Annotated in this window: 12 protein-coding genes and 1 pseudogene; 5 read left to right on the top strand and 8 right to left on the bottom strand. The window is 66.8% G+C overall.

Features of this window, described 5'->3' with window-relative positions:
- The first annotated feature begins 87 nt into the window (after window positions 1-87).
- Window positions 88-2685 (top strand): methionine synthase, encoded by a 2598-nt coding sequence (gene metH / locus OM513_RS10880; protein ID WP_264944251.1) that lies wholly within the window; start codon window positions 88-90, stop codon window positions 2683-2685.
- A 46-nt stretch (window positions 2686-2731) separates the two neighbouring features.
- Here the strand turns inward: metH and OM513_RS10875 are convergent, their stop codons facing one another.
- Window positions 2732-3043: a fucose-binding lectin gene (locus OM513_RS10875; protein WP_264944250.1), complete on the bottom strand. Its 312-nt coding sequence runs from the start codon at window positions 3041-3043 to the stop codon at window positions 2732-2734.
- A 194-nt stretch (window positions 3044-3237) separates the two neighbouring features.
- Here OM513_RS10875 and OM513_RS10870 point away from each other — a divergent pair, with 194 nt between their 5' ends.
- Entirely contained in the window at window positions 3238-3633 is a 396-nt protein-coding gene (locus OM513_RS10870) for a nuclear transport factor 2 family protein (protein WP_264944249.1), read from the top strand.
- 78 nt (window positions 3634-3711) lie between these two features.
- Window positions 3712-5304: an MFS transporter gene (locus tag OM513_RS10865; RefSeq protein WP_264944248.1), complete on the top strand. Its 1593-nt coding sequence runs from the start codon at window positions 3712-3714 to the stop codon at window positions 5302-5304.
- 32 nt (window positions 5305-5336) lie between these two features.
- Here the strand turns inward: OM513_RS10865 and OM513_RS10860 are convergent.
- The 4 genes and pseudogenes from OM513_RS10860 to OM513_RS10845 form a co-directional block, all read right to left on the bottom strand.
- Window positions 5337-5689 (bottom strand): annotated as a pseudogene (locus OM513_RS10860) (IS630 family transposase); the annotation flags it as partial.
- A gap of 233 nt (window positions 5690-5922) precedes the next feature.
- Window positions 5923-8889: a TonB-dependent receptor plug domain-containing protein gene (locus tag OM513_RS10855; RefSeq protein WP_264944246.1), complete on the bottom strand. Its 2967-nt coding sequence runs from the start codon at window positions 8887-8889 to the stop codon at window positions 5923-5925.
- A gap of 253 nt (window positions 8890-9142) precedes the next feature.
- Window positions 9143-10324 carry an acetyl-CoA C-acetyltransferase gene (locus tag OM513_RS10850; RefSeq protein ID WP_264944244.1) on the bottom strand — a complete coding sequence of 394 codons (1182 nt, stop codon included), beginning with the start codon at window positions 10322-10324 and terminating at the stop codon, window positions 9143-9145.
- Between the two features lie 33 nt (window positions 10325-10357).
- On the bottom strand, window positions 10358-11443 hold the full coding sequence (locus OM513_RS10845) for an alpha/beta fold hydrolase (RefSeq protein WP_380916306.1): 1086 nt from the start codon (window positions 11441-11443) through the stop codon (window positions 10358-10360).
- Here OM513_RS10845 and phaR point away from each other — a divergent pair.
- Complete coding sequence (phaR, locus tag OM513_RS10840; protein WP_264944242.1) at window positions 11442-12008, top strand: polyhydroxyalkanoate synthesis repressor PhaR; 567 nt, start codon at window positions 11442-11444, stop codon at window positions 12006-12008. The genes OM513_RS10845 and phaR overlap by 2 nt on opposite strands.
- Window positions 12009-12033: 25 nt before the next feature.
- On the opposite strand, the gene OM513_RS10835 is transcribed toward phaR, so the two are convergent.
- Complete coding sequence (locus OM513_RS10835) at window positions 12034-13245, bottom strand: PDZ domain-containing protein (protein ID WP_264944241.1); 1212 nt, start codon at window positions 13243-13245, stop codon at window positions 12034-12036.
- Entirely contained in the window at window positions 13242-14051 is an 810-nt protein-coding gene (locus OM513_RS10830; protein ID WP_380916307.1) for a class I SAM-dependent methyltransferase, read from the bottom strand. The genes OM513_RS10835 and OM513_RS10830 overlap by 4 nt, the downstream gene beginning before the upstream one ends.
- A 51-nt stretch (window positions 14052-14102) precedes the next feature.
- On the opposite strand from OM513_RS10830, the gene OM513_RS10825 reads away from it, so the two are divergent.
- Window positions 14103-14294, top strand: coding sequence for a hypothetical protein (locus OM513_RS10825; protein WP_264944240.1), 192 nt, complete (start codon window positions 14103-14105; stop codon window positions 14292-14294).
- Between the two features lie 42 nt (window positions 14295-14336).
- Here the strand turns inward: OM513_RS10825 and OM513_RS10820 are convergent, their stop codons facing one another.
- On the bottom strand, window positions 14337-15902 hold the full coding sequence (locus OM513_RS10820; protein WP_264944239.1) for a CpaF family protein: 1566 nt from the start codon (window positions 15900-15902) through the stop codon (window positions 14337-14339).
- Window positions 15903-15982 lie beyond the last annotated feature (80 nt).

Below are 15982 nucleotides of genomic sequence, written 5' to 3'. Positions count from 1 at the left end.
GGAGAGGGGCGGTGCGGCCAACTCTCCATGACTCCCCCCTCTCCCCGGCCCTCTCCCCCTGAAGGGGGAGAGGGAGAAAGAAAGCCGATGACCCAAGCCACTGCCCAGTTCGTCAACGTCGGTGAGCGCACCAACGTTACCGGATCCGCCGCGTTCAAGAAGCTGATCATGGCGGGCGACTATCCCAAGGCGGTGGAGGTCGCGCGCCAGCAGGTGGAGAACGGCGCCCAGATCGTCGACGTCAACATGGACGAAGGCCTGCTCGACGCCGTCGAGGCGATGACGACCTTCCTGAAGCTGATCGCCGCCGAGCCCGATATCGCGCGCGTGCCGGTGATGATCGACAGCTCCAAATGGCAGGTGATCGAGGCGGGGCTGAAGTGCGTTTCCGGCAAGCCGATCGTCAATTCGATCAGCATGAAGGAGGGCGAGGACGCCTTCATCGCGCATGCCCGCAAGTGCATGGCCTATGGCGCGGCCGTGGTCGTCATGGCGTTCGACGAGAAGGGCCAGGCCGACACGCTCACCCGCAAGGTCGAGATCTGCGAACGCGCCTACAAGGTGCTGACCGGCATCGGCTTCCCGCCCGAGGATATCATCTTCGATCCCAACATCTTCGCCGTGGCGACGGGAATCGAGGAGCACAACAACTATGGCGTGGACTTCATCGAGGCGTGCAGGGAGATCAAGGCGCGCTGTCCGCATGTCCACATTTCCGGCGGCCTGTCCAACCTGAGCTTCAGCTTCCGCGGCAACGAGCCGGTGCGCCGCGCGATGCACAGCGTGTTCCTGTATCACGCGATCCGTGCCGGGCTGGACATGGCGATCGTCAACGCCGGCCAGATCGACATCTATGACACGATCGATCCCGAGCTGCGCACCGCGTGCGAGGATGTGGTGCTCAATCGCGATCCCGATGCGGGCGAGCGGCTGGTGGCGCTGGCCGAGCGCTATCGCGGCACCGATGCCGTGGCAGAGAAGCAGGCCGCCGAATGGCGCGGCTGGCCGGTCGCCAGGCGGCTGGAACATGCGCTGGTCAAGGGCATCGACGCGCATGTGGTGGAGGATACCGAGGAGTGCCGCCTGACCTTCGCCCGCCCGATCGAGGTGATCGAAGGGCCGCTGATGGACGGGATGAACGTGGTCGGCGACCTGTTCGGATCGGGCAAGATGTTCCTGCCCCAGGTGGTGAAGTCCGCCCGCGTGATGAAGAAGGCGGTCGCCCACCTCCTCCCCTTTATCGAGGCCGAAAAGGAGGAGGGTGCCAAGGGCAAGGGCCGGATCGTGATGGCGACCGTGAAGGGCGACGTCCACGATATCGGCAAGAACATCGTCGGCGTGGTGCTTCAGTGCAACGGCTTCGAGGTGATCGATCTGGGCGTGATGGTCCCGTGGACCAAGATCCTGGAGGCCGCGAACGAGAATGACGCGGACATGATCGGCCTTTCGGGCCTGATCACTCCCTCGCTCGACGAGATGGTCACGGTGGCGGAAGAGATGCAGCGTGCCGAAATGACGCTGCCGCTGCTGATCGGCGGCGCCACCACCAGCCGCGTGCATACCGCGCTCCGGATCGATCCGGCCTATAAGGGGCCGGTGGTCCATGTGCTCGACGCCAGCCGCGCGGTGGGCGTCGCCACCACGCTGGTCAGCGATACCGGGCGCGACGGCTTCGTCGCCAAGGTGTCCGGCGAATATGCCCAGGTGCGCGCCGCGCGCGAGGGCAAGGGGCAGAGCGAGCTGCTGCCGATCGAGGATGCGCGCGCCAATGCCTTCGCCTACGATCCCTCGCTGAAGCCGCCCAAGCCGATCCTGCCGGGCGTGCATGAGTTTCCCGACTGGGATCTGGCTAACCTGCGCCAGTATATCGATTGGACGCCCTTCTTCCGCGCCTGGGAGCTGGCGGGCAATTATCCCGCGATCCTCGACGACGCGGTCGTCGGCGAAAGCGCGCGTTCGCTGTTCGCCGACGCGGAGAAGATGCTGGACCGCATCATCGCCGAGAAGTGGCTCACCGCGCGTGGCGTCGCGGGCCTGTGGCCTTGCCGGCGCGAGGGCGACGACGTGATCGTCCACGTGGAGGACGAGGAGCATGTCCGCATCCCCTTCCTGCGCCAGCAGGTCGCCAAGCGCGAGGGGCGGGCGAATATGTGCCTGGCCGATTTCATCAGCCCGGACGGCGACTGGATCGGCGGCTTCGCGGTGTCGATCCACGGCATCGAGCCGCATCTGGCGCGCTTCAAGGCGGCGCTGGACGATTATTCGGACATCCTGCTGAAGGCGCTGGCGGACCGGCTGGCGGAGGCGTTCGCGGAGCGGCTGCACCAATATGTCCGCAAGTCGCTGTGGGGCTATGCCGAGGGCGAACAGCTCGACAATGCGGCGCTGATCAAGGAGCAGTATCGCGGCATCCGCCCGGCGCCCGGTTATCCGGCCTGCCCCGAGCACAGCCTGAAGCCGATCCTGTTCAAGATGCTGGACGCGCATCATCGCACCGGCATCAGCCTGACCGAAAGCTATGCGATGCTGCCCACCGCGGCGGTCTCCGGCTTTTACTTCGGGCATCCGGACGCGGAATATTTCGGCGTTGCGCGTATCGGGCGCGATCAGCTCGCCGAATATGCCGTGCGCCGCGGCGTCAGCCTGGAGGTGGCGGAGCGGCTGCTGCGCCCCAACCTCGATTGAGCGGGCGCGGCACGGGCGCGGAGCCGCCCCCGTGCCGCGCCCCGGATCATGCCGGGGTGTAGCTGCCCTGGGTCCAGCCCGGCGTTCCCGGATCGCTGCACCATTCGGTGGTGGTGCCCATCGCCGTGCAATAGACGCGGATATGCGCGCCGGCCGAGTCCTGCCACACGGTTGCGGAGACCATTCCGCCCGGCTTCAGGAAGGATCCGGTCGTCCATCCAGCCGATCCCGTATCGGCGCAGCGCTCGCTGACATTGTTGCCGTCGCTGGAATAGACGCGGATGTGCAAATTTCCGCTCGTGTCGATCCAACTGATCGTGTCGGTTGCCGCCACATAACCTGAGCTGGGCTGATTCATGACCTCTCCTGTTGTATTGCCTGCGAATCGAAGACTCGCCTTCAGCGATACAATATTTATTTGTTTCGGCTTAGAATTAAAGCGGTCGAGGCGAAGTATTTGACGCAGCGTGGGACTTTCTTACGGCTCCGGCGTCGTCTTCCCGTGCGCTTTCGATCTGTGATAAGCCCCTGCGCGGGGGGAGAATATCGGGGATGCTTGATCGGGAGGCGATCCTGCAAAGGATCGATACGGCCTATGCCGCGCGGACCCGCGGCGACATGGCCGCGCTGGATGCGATGTGGGCCGATGACGCCACCTATCAACTGATCGGGGCCAGCATGCTGCCGCGCGTGCCCGCGGGCGTATCGGACATGCATGAGGCGGTGGGGCGGCTGATCGATATCTTCCAGTTCCACGAGGCCGAGCGCGTGACCGCGATCGTGGAAGGGCTGCGCGCCGCGCTGCACTGGCGCATCACCTTCTCCACCGGCGCGGCCAGCATCGCGAACACCGAACTTTGCGACTTCTGGGAGTTCACGCCGGAGGGCAAGGTCCGCTCGCTGGTGCAGTTCACCGACACCGCGTTGCTGCGCATCCTGCTCGCCTGACGGGAGCCGCCGCGCGCCGCCCTTGCCGTTGCGGATCACTGCGGTAATGTTTCAGAAACAAGGGGGAGGGGGATCGCAATGGGCTCGGAAGCACAGGGCGCGGCTGGTGCGGCGGAGCCGACGGCCAAGGAGATGCGGCTGGTGATCAGCGCATCGTCGCTCGGCACGATCTTCGAATGGTATGATTTCTTCATCTGGGGCACGCTGACCACCACCGGCATCCTGGGCCGCACCTTCTTCCCGTCCGATAACGAGATGCTGGCGACGCTGCTGGCCTGGGCCACCTTTGCCGTCGGTTTCGGCTTCCGGCCGCTGGGCGCGATCCTGTTCGGCTATCTGGGCGACCGGCTGGGCCGGAAATACACCTTCCTGGTCACCATCACGCTGATGGGCGTGGCAACCGCGGGGATCGGGCTGATCCCCGGATATGCCGTGATCGGCGCGGCGGCGCCGGTGCTGATCATCCTGCTGCGCATCGCCCAGGGGCTGGCGCTGGGCGGCGAATATGGCGGCGCGGCGATCTATGTCGCCGAACATTCCAGCGACGGGCGTGCCGGCTATCACACCGGCTATATCCAGGCGAGCGTGGTGGGCGGCTTCATCCTCAGCCTGGCCGTGGTGCTGCTGTTCAAGATGGCGCTTGGCGGCGTCTGGGATTCCTGGGGCTGGCGCGCGCCGTTCCTGTTCTCGATCCTGCTGCTGCTCGTGTCGCTCTGGATGCGGCTGAAGCTGTCCGAGAGTCCGGTGTTCAAGGCGATGAAGGAAGCGGGCGAGACCGCGAGCAATCCGTTCGTCGAGAGCTTCACCTATCCGGGCAATCTGGGGCGGCTGTTCGTGGCGCTGTTCGGAATCGCCGCGGGGCTGACGGTGATCTGGTACACTTCGATGTTCTCGGTCCTGTCGTTCCTCACCGGGCCGCAGCGCGTGGACGAGACGACAGCGCAGCTCATCACCGGCGCGGCGGCCTTCGCCGGGCTGTTCTTCTTCGTCTGGTTCGGCAGCCTTTCGGACAGGATCGGGCGCAAGAAGCCGATCGTCTGGGGTTATGCGCTGACGCTGGCGGCGCTGTTCCCGGCCTTCTGGGTGATCGGCAGCGCGGCGAACCCCGGGCTGGCCGCGGCCGCGGAACGGGCGCCGGTTGTCGTTTCCGGCCCGCATTGCAGCTATGATCCGTTCGCATCGGTGCAGCCGGAAGCGTGCGGCAAGCTGCTCGACTATTTCTCGAAAAAGGGCGTGGCCTATACCAAGGCCCAGGCCTCCGCGCTCGACGTCACGATCGGCGGCGCGCGGGTGGAGGATGTGAGCCCGGCGGGGCTCGATGCGGCGTTGAAGGCGGCGGGATATGATCTTGCGAAACAGGTGCCGCCGGCGCGCAACATCGTGATCATCTTTGGCGCCATCCTGGTGCTGATGGCGCTTTCGGGCGCGACCTATGGCCCGGTGGCGGCGCTGCTGACGGAGATGTTCCCCTCGCGCATCCGCTACAGCTCGATGTCGATCCCCTATCACATCGGCACGGGCTATTTCGGCGGTTTCCTGCCGTTCATCAGCCAGTACATCATAGCGCGCACCGGCGATCCCTATGCCGGGCTGTGGTATACGTTCGCGGTGGTGGCGATGGCGCTGGTGGTGACGCTGTTCGGCCTGAAGAGCAGGCCGGCGGAGGGCTGAGCGCTGCCCCGCGCGTTGAAAGCGATTGGCGTTTATTTCGGGTCATATCCGCAGGTTCTGAAATAGTTGGCGCACTCTAGCGACCGGAAGATGTCGGAGAGTCCGCCGATGAGCGCCAATGATCCACTGACGGTTGGTTCGCCGGCCTTGATCGCCTCGCGGGCGCCGGCGCGCCTGTCCCTGGACAGATTGTCCACATCGCCCGTCGCGCTGCAGACCTCGCACGAGCATGTGGCCCGAACCAGTCGCCGTTGACCGGCCCGTCGAGCCTTATCTGCGCGTTCATGCCGGTCAGGCGCAGGCCCGGCGACCAGTGTGGCCGTCTTGCGATGCCAGTGCGGATAGCGCTCCGCAGCCGCTTTCCTCGGCGCCAGTGGCAGTGTGTGCTGTCATCCCGGCCGACGCCACGAAGCACATCAGTATGATCGGGGAGATCCGTTCCCGGCTTAACACGGCCGGAAGCCGATCGGAGCGATTTGTCTCACGCATCGCGATTTGGCCAGCCCAAGAGGCCGATGTTCCGGGTGGGCCAGATGTGCGGCGCCCAACAAAAAGGCTGGCCGGTCGTTAGACCGGCCAGCCCAATTTTGCCTATTGCCAGCCGAAGCTAGCCGGCGATCAGAAGTGAACCGAGGCGTTCACGAAGAACGTACGGCCCAGATAGTCGTAGCCACTGTACAGCGGGGCATTGCCCACGCGGTTGTAAGCGCCAGACGAGATCGACGGAGGCGTCTTGTTGGTCAGGTTCCGGACACCCATCGTGAGCTGATAGTTGCTGAGGGCAACCTGAACCGAAGCCTGGTGATAGAACACGTCCGGGGTCTCGAAATAATAGGGCGTGGTCGCAGGGTTCAGACCGTACAGGTCATAGCTCTGCTGGCCCTTGATATAGTCGAGGCCGTAACGCAGGGTCACGATGTCCCAGCGATAGGTCGCGTCCAGGGTGCCGGTCCAATCCGGGGAGTTCAGCGAACCGTTGTACTCATCGAGCGGATCGGTCGGGAACAGGCGGTTGGCCTGCGAGTAGTACTTCGTGGCCGCGACATTCAGCAGGAGCTGGCCCGGACCAACCTGGCGCTGATAGCGCAGATTGAAGTCAATACCCCGAACGCGATCTTCCGACAGGTTCACATAGTTGTCGTTGATCGTCAGAGCCTTGGTCACCGAGTTACGAGTGATCAGGTTGCAATAGCCGCCGCCTGCACGGAACTGCGGATCATCGTAGCAAAGCGAAGCGATGCCCGACGCACCAGCGCGCGCGACACCGTTCTTGACGACGATCGAGAAGTAATCCGCCGCGAACGACAGATTGCCCCATGCATCCATGCCGCCATCGAGACGCAGCACACCGCCAACCGACCAGTTGGTCGACGTTTCCGCCTTCAGGCCCGTGGCGCTGCCGCCGCCGGCGAAGGTGGTGACGCTGCTGGTCTGCAGGAAGTCGGGTGCAAGACCTTCCGACGCGCAGTTGATGTAGCGCGTATCGGTCGCTGCGAAGCCCGCGCCGTAGTTGTAGCACGGATCGACGGTCTGCGACAGGAAGCCCGAGGTCGCGCCCAGATACTGCTCGAACAGCGCCGGGGCACGATAGGACGTGCCGTAGCTGCCGCGGAAGCTGAGCCACTTGACCGGAGCGTAAACCGCGCCGAGCTTGTAGGTCTCATCGCCGCCGTACGAACGGTAATGGGTGTAGCGGCCCGAAGCGTTGATCGACAGATCGTAAACGAACGGCACCTCGCGGAGCAGCGGCGCATCGATTTCGCCGAACAGTTCCCACACCTCGTCGGTGCCGACGGTCGGCTGCGACGATGTGAAGCCGTACAGGTTGCCGCGAACGCTCTCCGGCGAAGGCTGATCGCTGATCGACGAGCGGCGGAATTCACCGCCGAGCGCGACCTGCAGATCACCACCCGGCAGCGTGAACAGCGGGCCGGTGAACGTCAGGTTGGCCACGGACTCGCTGTACTTGGTCACGCCGGTCACCGGATCGGTGACATAATTGAACCAAGCCGCCGGGAAGTTGCCACCGACGACGGACGCCGTCAGCGCCGGGGCCGCGATGCAGCCGCCGGTGGTGTCGCGGCAGGCAAAGCCGCCACCCGAGGCAACGACGTCCATCGACTGGCCGAGGCGATCGGTCAGAATCAGGTCGGTCGTGTAATCCGCGTCCGACCAGGTCTTCGACACGTAGAAGTCGTAGCTCCAGCCCGCAGGCAGATCGCCACGGATACCGCCGCCCAGCTTCGCGAAATCAACCTGCTGGCGGTTGTTGTAGTTGCCATAGGCGGTGAAGGCACGGACGCCGATCACCGACGACGGGTTCGCGGTCGAGGTGCCCGCGGCGCCGAAGGTGCTGAACTGCAGTTCCGCCGGGATCAGCGGGCTGCCCTTCAGATAGTCGAGCGTGAACTGGCGGAAACCGTTCTGCTCCGACTTACGGCGATTGAACAGCGCTTCGACGTAGATCTCGGCATCGCCCAGCGCGTTCATCTTGTAGCTGCCCTGCAGATACCCGGTCAGGATCTCGGCAGGCGAGTACAGCGACTGGTTCAGCATCCGCTGGTCGAACGTATCACGGACATTGAGGCCGATCGAGCCGCCGCCGACGCATTCATAACCCGGGATGCCGCCGCCTGCGCCCGCCTTCGGACGGAAGCGGTTGCAAGTGCCAGCGTAGCCAGCCGGGACGCCCGGTGCGAGCGCGACGGCCGCGCCCGAGACGCCGTTGGTGCCGATGGTGTTGACCGTAACGCCGCTCTCGCCGGTGCTGCCGGTGGGATAGCACTTGGATTTGCCGGTCAGGGGGTCGATCGCATCGCCCGAGCCCGGAACGCGGCTGCCATTGGAGGTCATCCGGTACTGGGTCTGGCACTGCATCCAGTCGCGCTGGCCCCAGGTGAGCTCGTCGCGCTTGTAATATTCGAGCGACCCGGCGACGCTGAAGCGATCACCGTTGAAGCCGAACACCGCGGCATAGCGCATCTCGTTGCCGCCGCCTTCTTCGGTAACGTTATGCTGGGCTTCGAGGGTGATGCCTTCGAACTTCGTTTCGGTCACGATGTTGACGACGCCCGCAACCGCGTCCGAACCATAGATCGACGACGCGCCGGCCTTCAGCACCTCGATGCGGTTGATGATCGCGGTCGGCAGCACGTTCAGGTCGGCCGAGCCGACCGAGCCGCGCGAACCGGCCGGGGCAACGCGACGGCCGTTGAGCATGATCAGCGTGCGAGTCGCGCCCAGGCCGCGCAGCGACAGGGTGTTCGCGCCCGGGCCGCCGTTGGTCACGTAACCGCCGTAAGCGTTATTGATCTGCGACGCACCGTTGGTGACGGCAGTGCTCTGCAGCGCATTGGTGGTCGAATTGAAGCCAGCGAGGGTGGCTTCCGCCTTGGTGATGACGGTGACGGGTTCCGGAAGGTTGAAGGTGTCGCGCTTGATGCGCGAACCCACAACGACGATCGGCTCGTCCGCGGCTTCCTCCGAGGAGGCTCCCTCATCCTGCGATGCAGCCGCCGAGTCGTCCTGAGCGAATGCAACCGAAGGGATCAGCAGGAGCGAACCGGCAATGGCGGTCGCGCCCAACAATCGCGTTAATTTCATCGTTGATAGCCCCTACAGGCGGAATGCCTGAAGCGGACATGGAAAGAGCAGTTGGGTGCGGCATGCAAGCAACATTGCGCCGCAGCGCGGGATTTGTCCCAGCGGTGTTGCAATTGCGCTACAGTGCCGTCCCGAATCGGGAGGAATGGCGGGATTTCAAGCTTTCAGCCCGGCCCCGCGGCCTCCGGCGCTGCGGGTTTCCGGCCCCTCCGCACCCTCGATTCGGGTGCGCCTGCTAACGTTCCACGCACATCGCGATGCCCATGCCGCCGCCGATGCACAACGTCGCGAGCCCCTTGTGTGCGTCGCGGCGCTGAAGCTCGTAGAGCAGCGTGGTGAGCACGCGCGCGCCGCTGGCGCCGATGGGATGGCCGATGGCGATCGCGCCGCCGTTGACGTTCACCTTGTCCGCGTCCCAGCCCATGTCCTTGCCCACGGCCAGCGCCTGTGCCGCGAACGCCTCATTGGCTTCCACCAGGTCGAGGTCGGCGACGGTCCAGCCCGCCTTTTCCAGCGCCTTGCGGCTGGCGGGGACCGGGCCGATGCCCATGATCGACGGATCGACACCCGCACTGGCCCAGCTCACGATGCGCGCCAGCACGGGGGCGCCGCGCTTCTCGGCTTCGGCGCGGGTCATCACCACCAGCGCGGCGGCGCCGTCGTTCAGGCCGCTGGCGTTGGCGGCGGTGACGCTGCCGTCCTTCTTGAACGCCGGGCGCAGGCCCGACACGCCGTCGATCGTGGCGCCGGCGCGGATATATTCGTCCTGATCGACCACCACATCGCCCTTGCGGCCCTTCACGGTCACCGGCGCGATCTCGTCCTTGAAGCGCCCCTCGGCGCGCGCGGCCTCGGCCAGGTTCTGCGAGCGCACCGCGAAGGCGTCCTGCTCGCCGCGGGTCACCTGATATTGCTCGGCCAGATTCTCGGCGGTGATGCCCATGTGATAGCCGTTGAACACGTCGGTCAGGCCGTCCTTGATCATCGTGTCGACCAGCGCGACATCGCCCATCTTGGTGCCGGGGCGCATGTTCTGGGCATGCGCGCTGAGCGACATGCTCTCCTGCCCGCCCGCGACGACGATGGTCGCGTCGCCGTTCGCCACCGCCTGGGCGGCGAGCGCGACGGCGCGCAGGCCCGATCCGCACACCTGGTTGACGCCCCAGGCGGGCACCTCCTTGGGCACCCCCGCGGCCATCGAGGCCTGGCGGGCGGGGTTCTGGCCCTGGGCGGCGGTGAGCACCTGACCCAGGATCACCTCGGACACTTCCTCGCCCTTCACGCCGGCCTGGGCGAGCGCCGCCTCGATCGCGGTGCGGCCCAGCTCGTGCGCGGGAACGCCCGCGAAGGCGCCGAGGAAGGAGCCGACGGGCGTGCGCTTCGCGGCGGTGATGACGATGTCGGTCGGGCTGGCCATAAGGGCGCTCCTGCGGGGTGATGTTGCGGTGCGCTATCTGGTGCGCGCGGCCTGCAATGTCCAGTCGCGCAGCGGTTCCCACAGTTCGGCGCGGGCGCGGCTGCCCACGATCATGCCGACATGGCCGGAACGGATCGTGCGCAGATCCGGCAGGCCGATGGCGGTGGCGGCGGGCACGATCCGGTCGTTGGCGGAAACGAACTCGACCGCGGGACAGCCGAGCGTGCCCGGCAATATCCGCCGCCCGCCGATCCACCAGCGCGCGCGGCCGGGGCGATCGGCGATCAGCAGCCGTTCGAACATCTGCTGCCCCGCAGCGTAGGTGAGTGGTGCGCCGCCGTTGGCCCAGTCCTCCAGCGCGACGAAGGCGCGGGCGGCGGGGCCGTCGGGCTCCAGCCCGGCGAAATGCTCGTACTTGGTGATCGTGCGGGCGGGATCGAGCTGCCAGAAGCCCGACTGGAGCACCTCCATCGGCACCAGGCCCAGCGCCTCGCACGCGGGCCGGGCCGCATTCCACAGCCCGGCGATCCCGGCGCGCGCCGCCGCGCCATAGCGGGTGAAGCGCCAGGGCGCGGCGATCATCGCCAGGCCGCGCACCGCGCGCAGGCTGGCCGCCGCCATCGCGATCGTGCCGCCCAGGCAATAGCCCGCCAGCACGGGGGGCTCGCCGAGCGAATCGAGCAGCGGAATCAACAGCTCCGCGATATGCGCGTCGATATCCTGCGCGCGCTCGCCCGGCCCCGGACTGCCCCAGTCGACGAGCAGCGGGCGCACGCCCTGGCCCGCCAGCCAGCGCAGCAGCGAGGTTTCTTCCGACAGGTCCAGGATGAAGGGCGGGTTGATCAGCGAGGGGACGAACACCAGCGGCGGGCCGGAGCCGCCATAATCGCGCAGCATTGCCCGGCCGGCGCTGGCCACCGGGGCGGGCAGGGCGCGGGATTCCGGGCGCCGGGCGGCCTGATATGCGGCCAGCCCGGCGAGGGCGCGAGCCCTGCGTTCGGGCGATGCTGCGGTTTCGCTGCGCAGCAGCTCAAGAAAGAGCGGAAGTGGACGCGGACCGTGTTGCGGTGCGGAATGGAAAGGTGATAGACATGTTTCCGTCACACGCGAGGGCTCCATGAAAAAAGCGACTCCCGGCGAAGGTCCGGTCATCATCAAGAAGTACGCGAACCGGCGCCTCTACAACACCGAGACGTCGTCCTATATCACGCTCGACCACCTCGCGGCGATGACGCGCGAGGGGCGTGATTTCAAGGTCATAGACGCCAAGACCGAGGACGACATCACGCACAACGTGCTCACCCAGATCATCATGGAAGAGGAAGCACGCGGTTCGCAGATGCTGCCGGTCAACTTCCTGCGCCAGTTGATCGCGCTGTACGGCGATTCGATGCAGGCGATGGTGCCGGGCTATCTGGAGGCCTCCATGGAGAGCTTCCGCCGCAACCAGGAGCAGTTCAAGAGCGCGGTCGAGGGCGCGTTCGCCAACTCGCCCTTCGCGGAGATCGCCAAGCGCAACATGGCGATGTTCGAGGCCGCGACCAGCGCGTTCAAGCCCGGTACGGCCCCGGCCCCGGCCCCGGCCTCGGCCGCCGCTTCGGGCGAGGGCAAGGACGACGATGTCGCCGCGCTGAAAGCGGAGCTTTCGCGGCTGCAGGACAAGATCGAAAAGCTGGGCAAGTGACGGACCGGGGGCGCCGCGCCCCCGGTCAGTAGAACTCGCTGAGCGTGACCACGACGCTGCGGCCGTCGCACAGGCCGAGCGATACCTTGGTGCCGTCCGGCGCCTTGCCCCAATCGTCCTTCGGCGTGCCGACCCAGGAGGCGCGGACGCGCTCGCCGTTGACAATGCACACCGCATCGCCCGCGCGCAGCCCGGCGGCCTCGCCCGGCGAGTTGCGCATGACATGGACGATCTTGAAGCCATCGTCGCTGGTGTCGCCCTGGATGCCGATCTTGCCGGGCTGCCGGACCTCCTCCGGCTTGCTGCGCGGGCCGAGCACCATCACCCCGCCGCCGGGATCGAGGAACAGGTTGTAGCGCGGGCGCAGCGTGCCGGTGGCCAGCACCCCGTTGGCGCCCAGATTGGCGATCACGGACTGGGAATCGTTCGCCAGCACCTCCAGCCGCCCCAGGTCGATCGGGCCGAGCAGCGCGGGCACGCGCGTGAAAGGGCGGATCATATCCTCGCCGTCGCCCACGCGCACATCGGTGACGCGGGCGCCGTCGAGCGGGAGCTGGCGCCATATCGCGCTCGATATGGTGAGCCCCTCGCCGCCGCTGGAGGCGACCACGATGCCGCCGATGCGCGTGGCCGCCAGATCGACCGTGACCAGCGGGATGCCCGTGTTCGAATCGATCGCCAGCGGCAGCTCAATTCCTTCGGGTGGCGGGGTGCCCGAAGGCTGGACGCGCATGCGCTTGCCGTCGAAGTCGAACTCCAGCGCCAGATTGCGCAGCATGTCGGTGCCGATCACCAGCGCCACGGGATAGCCCACGGCCTTTATCGCGCCCGACAGATCGGTCATCGGAATGTCGGCGGAAAAGATGCGCGCCGCGCCGAAGGTGAGGGTGCGCAGCGTGGCGCCCTCGATCGATTCCTCGCCTTCCTTTTCCGCGGCATAGAGCGTGCGGACCGGGAGCCGCTGGTCGCGGACGAAGCCCGCGTCGATAATCGTCGTCGGCGTCGCGGAGTCGATCAGCGCCAGCGCCGCGCGCCCGTTGATCCTCACCTCCACCAGCAGCGCCCAGCTATCCGGATGCGCCAGCGGGAACCAGCGGTCGATCAGCGCCGGATCGAAGTCCGCCGGCGCGTCCTGGGCGGTTGCCGGCCCGGGCGTGCGCGCACCGGCCCCGGCGGGCACGAGCGCCAGCAGGGCGGCGGCGGACAGGGCGGCGAGCGCCGGGCGAACGAGGATCACGGCTTGCGGAACTTCAGCGTCATCCGGTCACTCTCGCCGATCGCGAGATACTTGTCACGATCGACCTCCTTCAGCCGCAGCACGGGCGGGAGCGTCCACACGCCGTCCTTCCAGTCGGCGGTGTCGAGCGGGTTGGCGTTGACCTCGGACGCGGCGACGAAGACGAAGCCCGCCTCCGCCGCCAGCCGCTTCACGGTCGATACCTTGATATAGCCGCTCTTCAACTCGCGCTCTTCGCTGGCGTCTTCGGGCAGGCGGTGATCGACCACGCCCAGGATGCCGCCGGGCTTCAGCATCGCGAACATCTGGCGGAACGCCTCGGCCGAATAATCCTTGCCGTCGCGCTGATAGCCCATCCGCCAGTTGTGGACGTTGCGGAAGGTGAGCACCACGTCGGCGCTGCCCGCCGGCACGCGCGGATCGCTGTCCGCGAAAACCGGGAAGGCGGCGAGCTTCACATGGCCATAGGCGGCGGGATCGGCAGCCTGCTTCGCCTGCAGCCCCTTGAGCTGATCGGGCCAGATGCCGGTGCCATAGAGCGTGCCCTTGCCGCGGGTATAGGGCGCCAGGATCTCGGTATACCAGCCGCCGCCGGGCCAGATCTCCACGATCGTGTGACCGGGCTTCACGCCGAAGAAGGCGAGTGTCTCCGCCGGGTGGCGATAGCGGTCGCGCGCCATGTTGGCGGCGCTGCGGGTGGGAGCCTTCAGCGCGGCTTCCAGATCGGGATCGGCGGGGGCCGGGGCGGCGGCGATCGCGACGAAGGCGCCCAATGCGGCCGCGGCGATCATCAGGGGGTGGCGCATGCTCTCTCCATACCTATCTGTTCCGCCGAAACTGATCGGCGGGCGGGGACGATGCAATCCTATTCGTGGAGCGTGGCCGGATTGTTGCTGGCCGTGGCGGCGGCAAGCGGAATTGCCGAGCACCGGCGGCGCAAGCGCACCGACCTGAACGCCGTCGGCTGGATGCCGTGGATGCTGATCCAGTTCGCCGCGCTGTTCTCCGCGCTGATCGCGGTCAGCCTGGCACTGCACGGGGCGGGGTAGGGGCTGGGCTGTTCAGGCGGCGCCGGCCCGCCGGCCGGAGGATCAGAGGCAGGCTTCGAGCAGCGCCTGATCGAAGCCGAACTGCTTGGCCTTGTCGAGCGTGTAGGGGCGCAGGCCCATCGAACGGTATTCGCCGATGATCTTGCCGTCGGCGCTCTCGTCCAGATACTCGAACTTGAACAGCTCCTGGGTGACGATCACCGGGCCTTCCATGCCGATCACCTCGGTGACGTTGGTCACACGGCGGCTGCCGTCGCGCAGGCGCTTCACCTGGATGATGAGATCGACCGAGTCCGCGATCTGGCGGCTGATCGCCTCCTTCGGCACCTTGATGTCGGACATCATCACCATGTTCTCCATACGCGCCAGCGCCTCGCGGGGGCTGTTCGAGTGGAGCGTACACATCGACCCGTCGTGGCCGGTGTTCATGGCGGCGAGCATGTCGAAACACTCGCTGCCGCGGATCTCGCCCAGGATGATGCGGTCCGGGCGCATACGCAGCGCGTTCTTGACGAGATCGCGGATGGTGACCTCGCCCTGGCCCTCCAGGTTCGGCGGGCGCGTTTCGAGCGGCAGCCAGTGCGGCTGCTGAAGCCGGAGCTCGGCGGCGTCCTCGATCGTCAGCACGCGCTCGCCCGGGTCGATCATCTTCGACAGCGCGTTCAGCATCGTCGTCTTGCCCGAGCCGGTGCCGCCGGAGATGACGACGTTGAAGCGGCTGGCGCCCGCGATCTTCAGCGCGGTGGCCATCTTCTGCGACATCGACCCGCCCTGGGCCATCATGTCCAGCGTGATCGGCTTGGCGGAGAACTTACGGATCGAGATGGCGGTGCCGCGCAGCGACAGCGGCGGCACGATCACGTTGACGCGGCTGCCGTCCTTCAGGCGGGCGTCGGCCAGCGGCGTGGTCTGGTCGACGCGGCGGCCGACCGAGTTGCAGATGCGCTGGGCGATCTGGAACAGATGCTCCTCGTCGCGGAACTGGATGTTGGCCAGCTCCAGCTTGCCCTTGCGCTCGACATAGGTCTGGTCGGGGCCGTTGACCATGATGTCGCTGACCGCCGGATCGGCCAGCAGCTCTTCGAGCGGCCCCAGGCCGAGCAGCTCGTCGACCAGCACCTTTTCGAGCGCGAACTGCTCGCGGCGGTTGAGCGTCAGCTTCAGCTCGGCGAGCACCTCGCCGATGATCGGGCGGAATTCCTCGGCCAGCTCGTCCTTGCTGAGCGTGGCGGCGGCCTCCGGATCGACGCGCTCCAGAAGGCGCGGGAGGACCTGTTCCTTGATGCGGTGGACCGAGGCCTCGAAGCCTTCCATCCGCGAACTGCTGGCGTCGCCCGATGCTGCCTGGCGCTCGTTGAGCCGGGCCATCGCCTCGCCGGTCGCCGGGCCGGTGCCGTCACCATCGGACATCGGCATCGGCGCGGGCGGCGCGGCGGCGCTGCCGGGCAGGGGAACGCTGTTGATCGGCGGGAACTGTTCGCCGCCCGGAGGCGGGGGCAGATCGAGCGGGCGGGCGGTGGGGCCGCCCTGCATCGGCCGCGCGACACCGAACGCGGGCCGGCTGCCAGAGCCTCCCCCCAGTCCACTGCGTCGACCGAAAGCACTCATCGAAAGCTCTTAACCCCCCGGGATCCCTGCGCAGGTCCGGACCCTAGGGGGCAAGGTTTGACAATTGCCTAACCACGTCC

Source organism: Sphingomonas canadensis, from assembly GCF_026013525.1.
Taxonomy (GTDB): Bacteria; Pseudomonadota; Alphaproteobacteria; order Sphingomonadales; family Sphingomonadaceae; genus Sphingomonas; species Sphingomonas canadensis.
Note: the sequence above shows the minus strand (reverse complement) of the source record. Positions and strands in the feature narration are given on the sequence as shown.

Excerpts from the sequence above, each read along its gene's own strand:
- metH (WP_264944251.1), top strand. The coding sequence starts at position 88 with ATGACCCAAGCCACTGCCCAGTTCGTCAACGTCGGTGAGCGCACCAAC.
- OM513_RS10875 (WP_264944250.1), bottom strand. The coding sequence starts at position 3,043 with ATGAATCAGCCCAGCTCAGGTTATGTGGCGGCAACCGACACGATCAGT.
- OM513_RS10870 (WP_264944249.1), top strand. The coding sequence starts at position 3,238 with ATGCTTGATCGGGAGGCGATCCTGCAAAGGATCGATACGGCCTATGCC.
- OM513_RS10865 (WP_264944248.1), top strand. The coding sequence starts at position 3,712 with ATGGGCTCGGAAGCACAGGGCGCGGCTGGTGCGGCGGAGCCGACGGCC.
- OM513_RS10850 (WP_264944244.1), bottom strand. The coding sequence starts at position 10,324 with ATGGCCAGCCCGACCGACATCGTCATCACCGCCGCGAAGCGCACGCCC.
- phaR (WP_264944242.1), top strand. The coding sequence starts at position 11,442 with ATGAAAAAAGCGACTCCCGGCGAAGGTCCGGTCATCATCAAGAAGTAC.
- OM513_RS10845 (WP_380916306.1), bottom strand. The coding sequence starts at position 11,443 with ATGGAGCCCTCGCGTGTGACGGAAACATGTCTATCACCTTTCCATTCC.
- OM513_RS10830 (WP_380916307.1), bottom strand. The coding sequence starts at position 14,051 with ATGCGCCACCCCCTGATGATCGCCGCGGCCGCATTGGGCGCCTTCGTC.
- OM513_RS10825 (WP_264944240.1), top strand. The coding sequence starts at position 14,103 with ATGCAATCCTATTCGTGGAGCGTGGCCGGATTGTTGCTGGCCGTGGCG.
- OM513_RS10820 (WP_264944239.1), bottom strand. The coding sequence starts at position 15,902 with ATGAGTGCTTTCGGTCGACGCAGTGGACTGGGGGGAGGCTCTGGCAGC.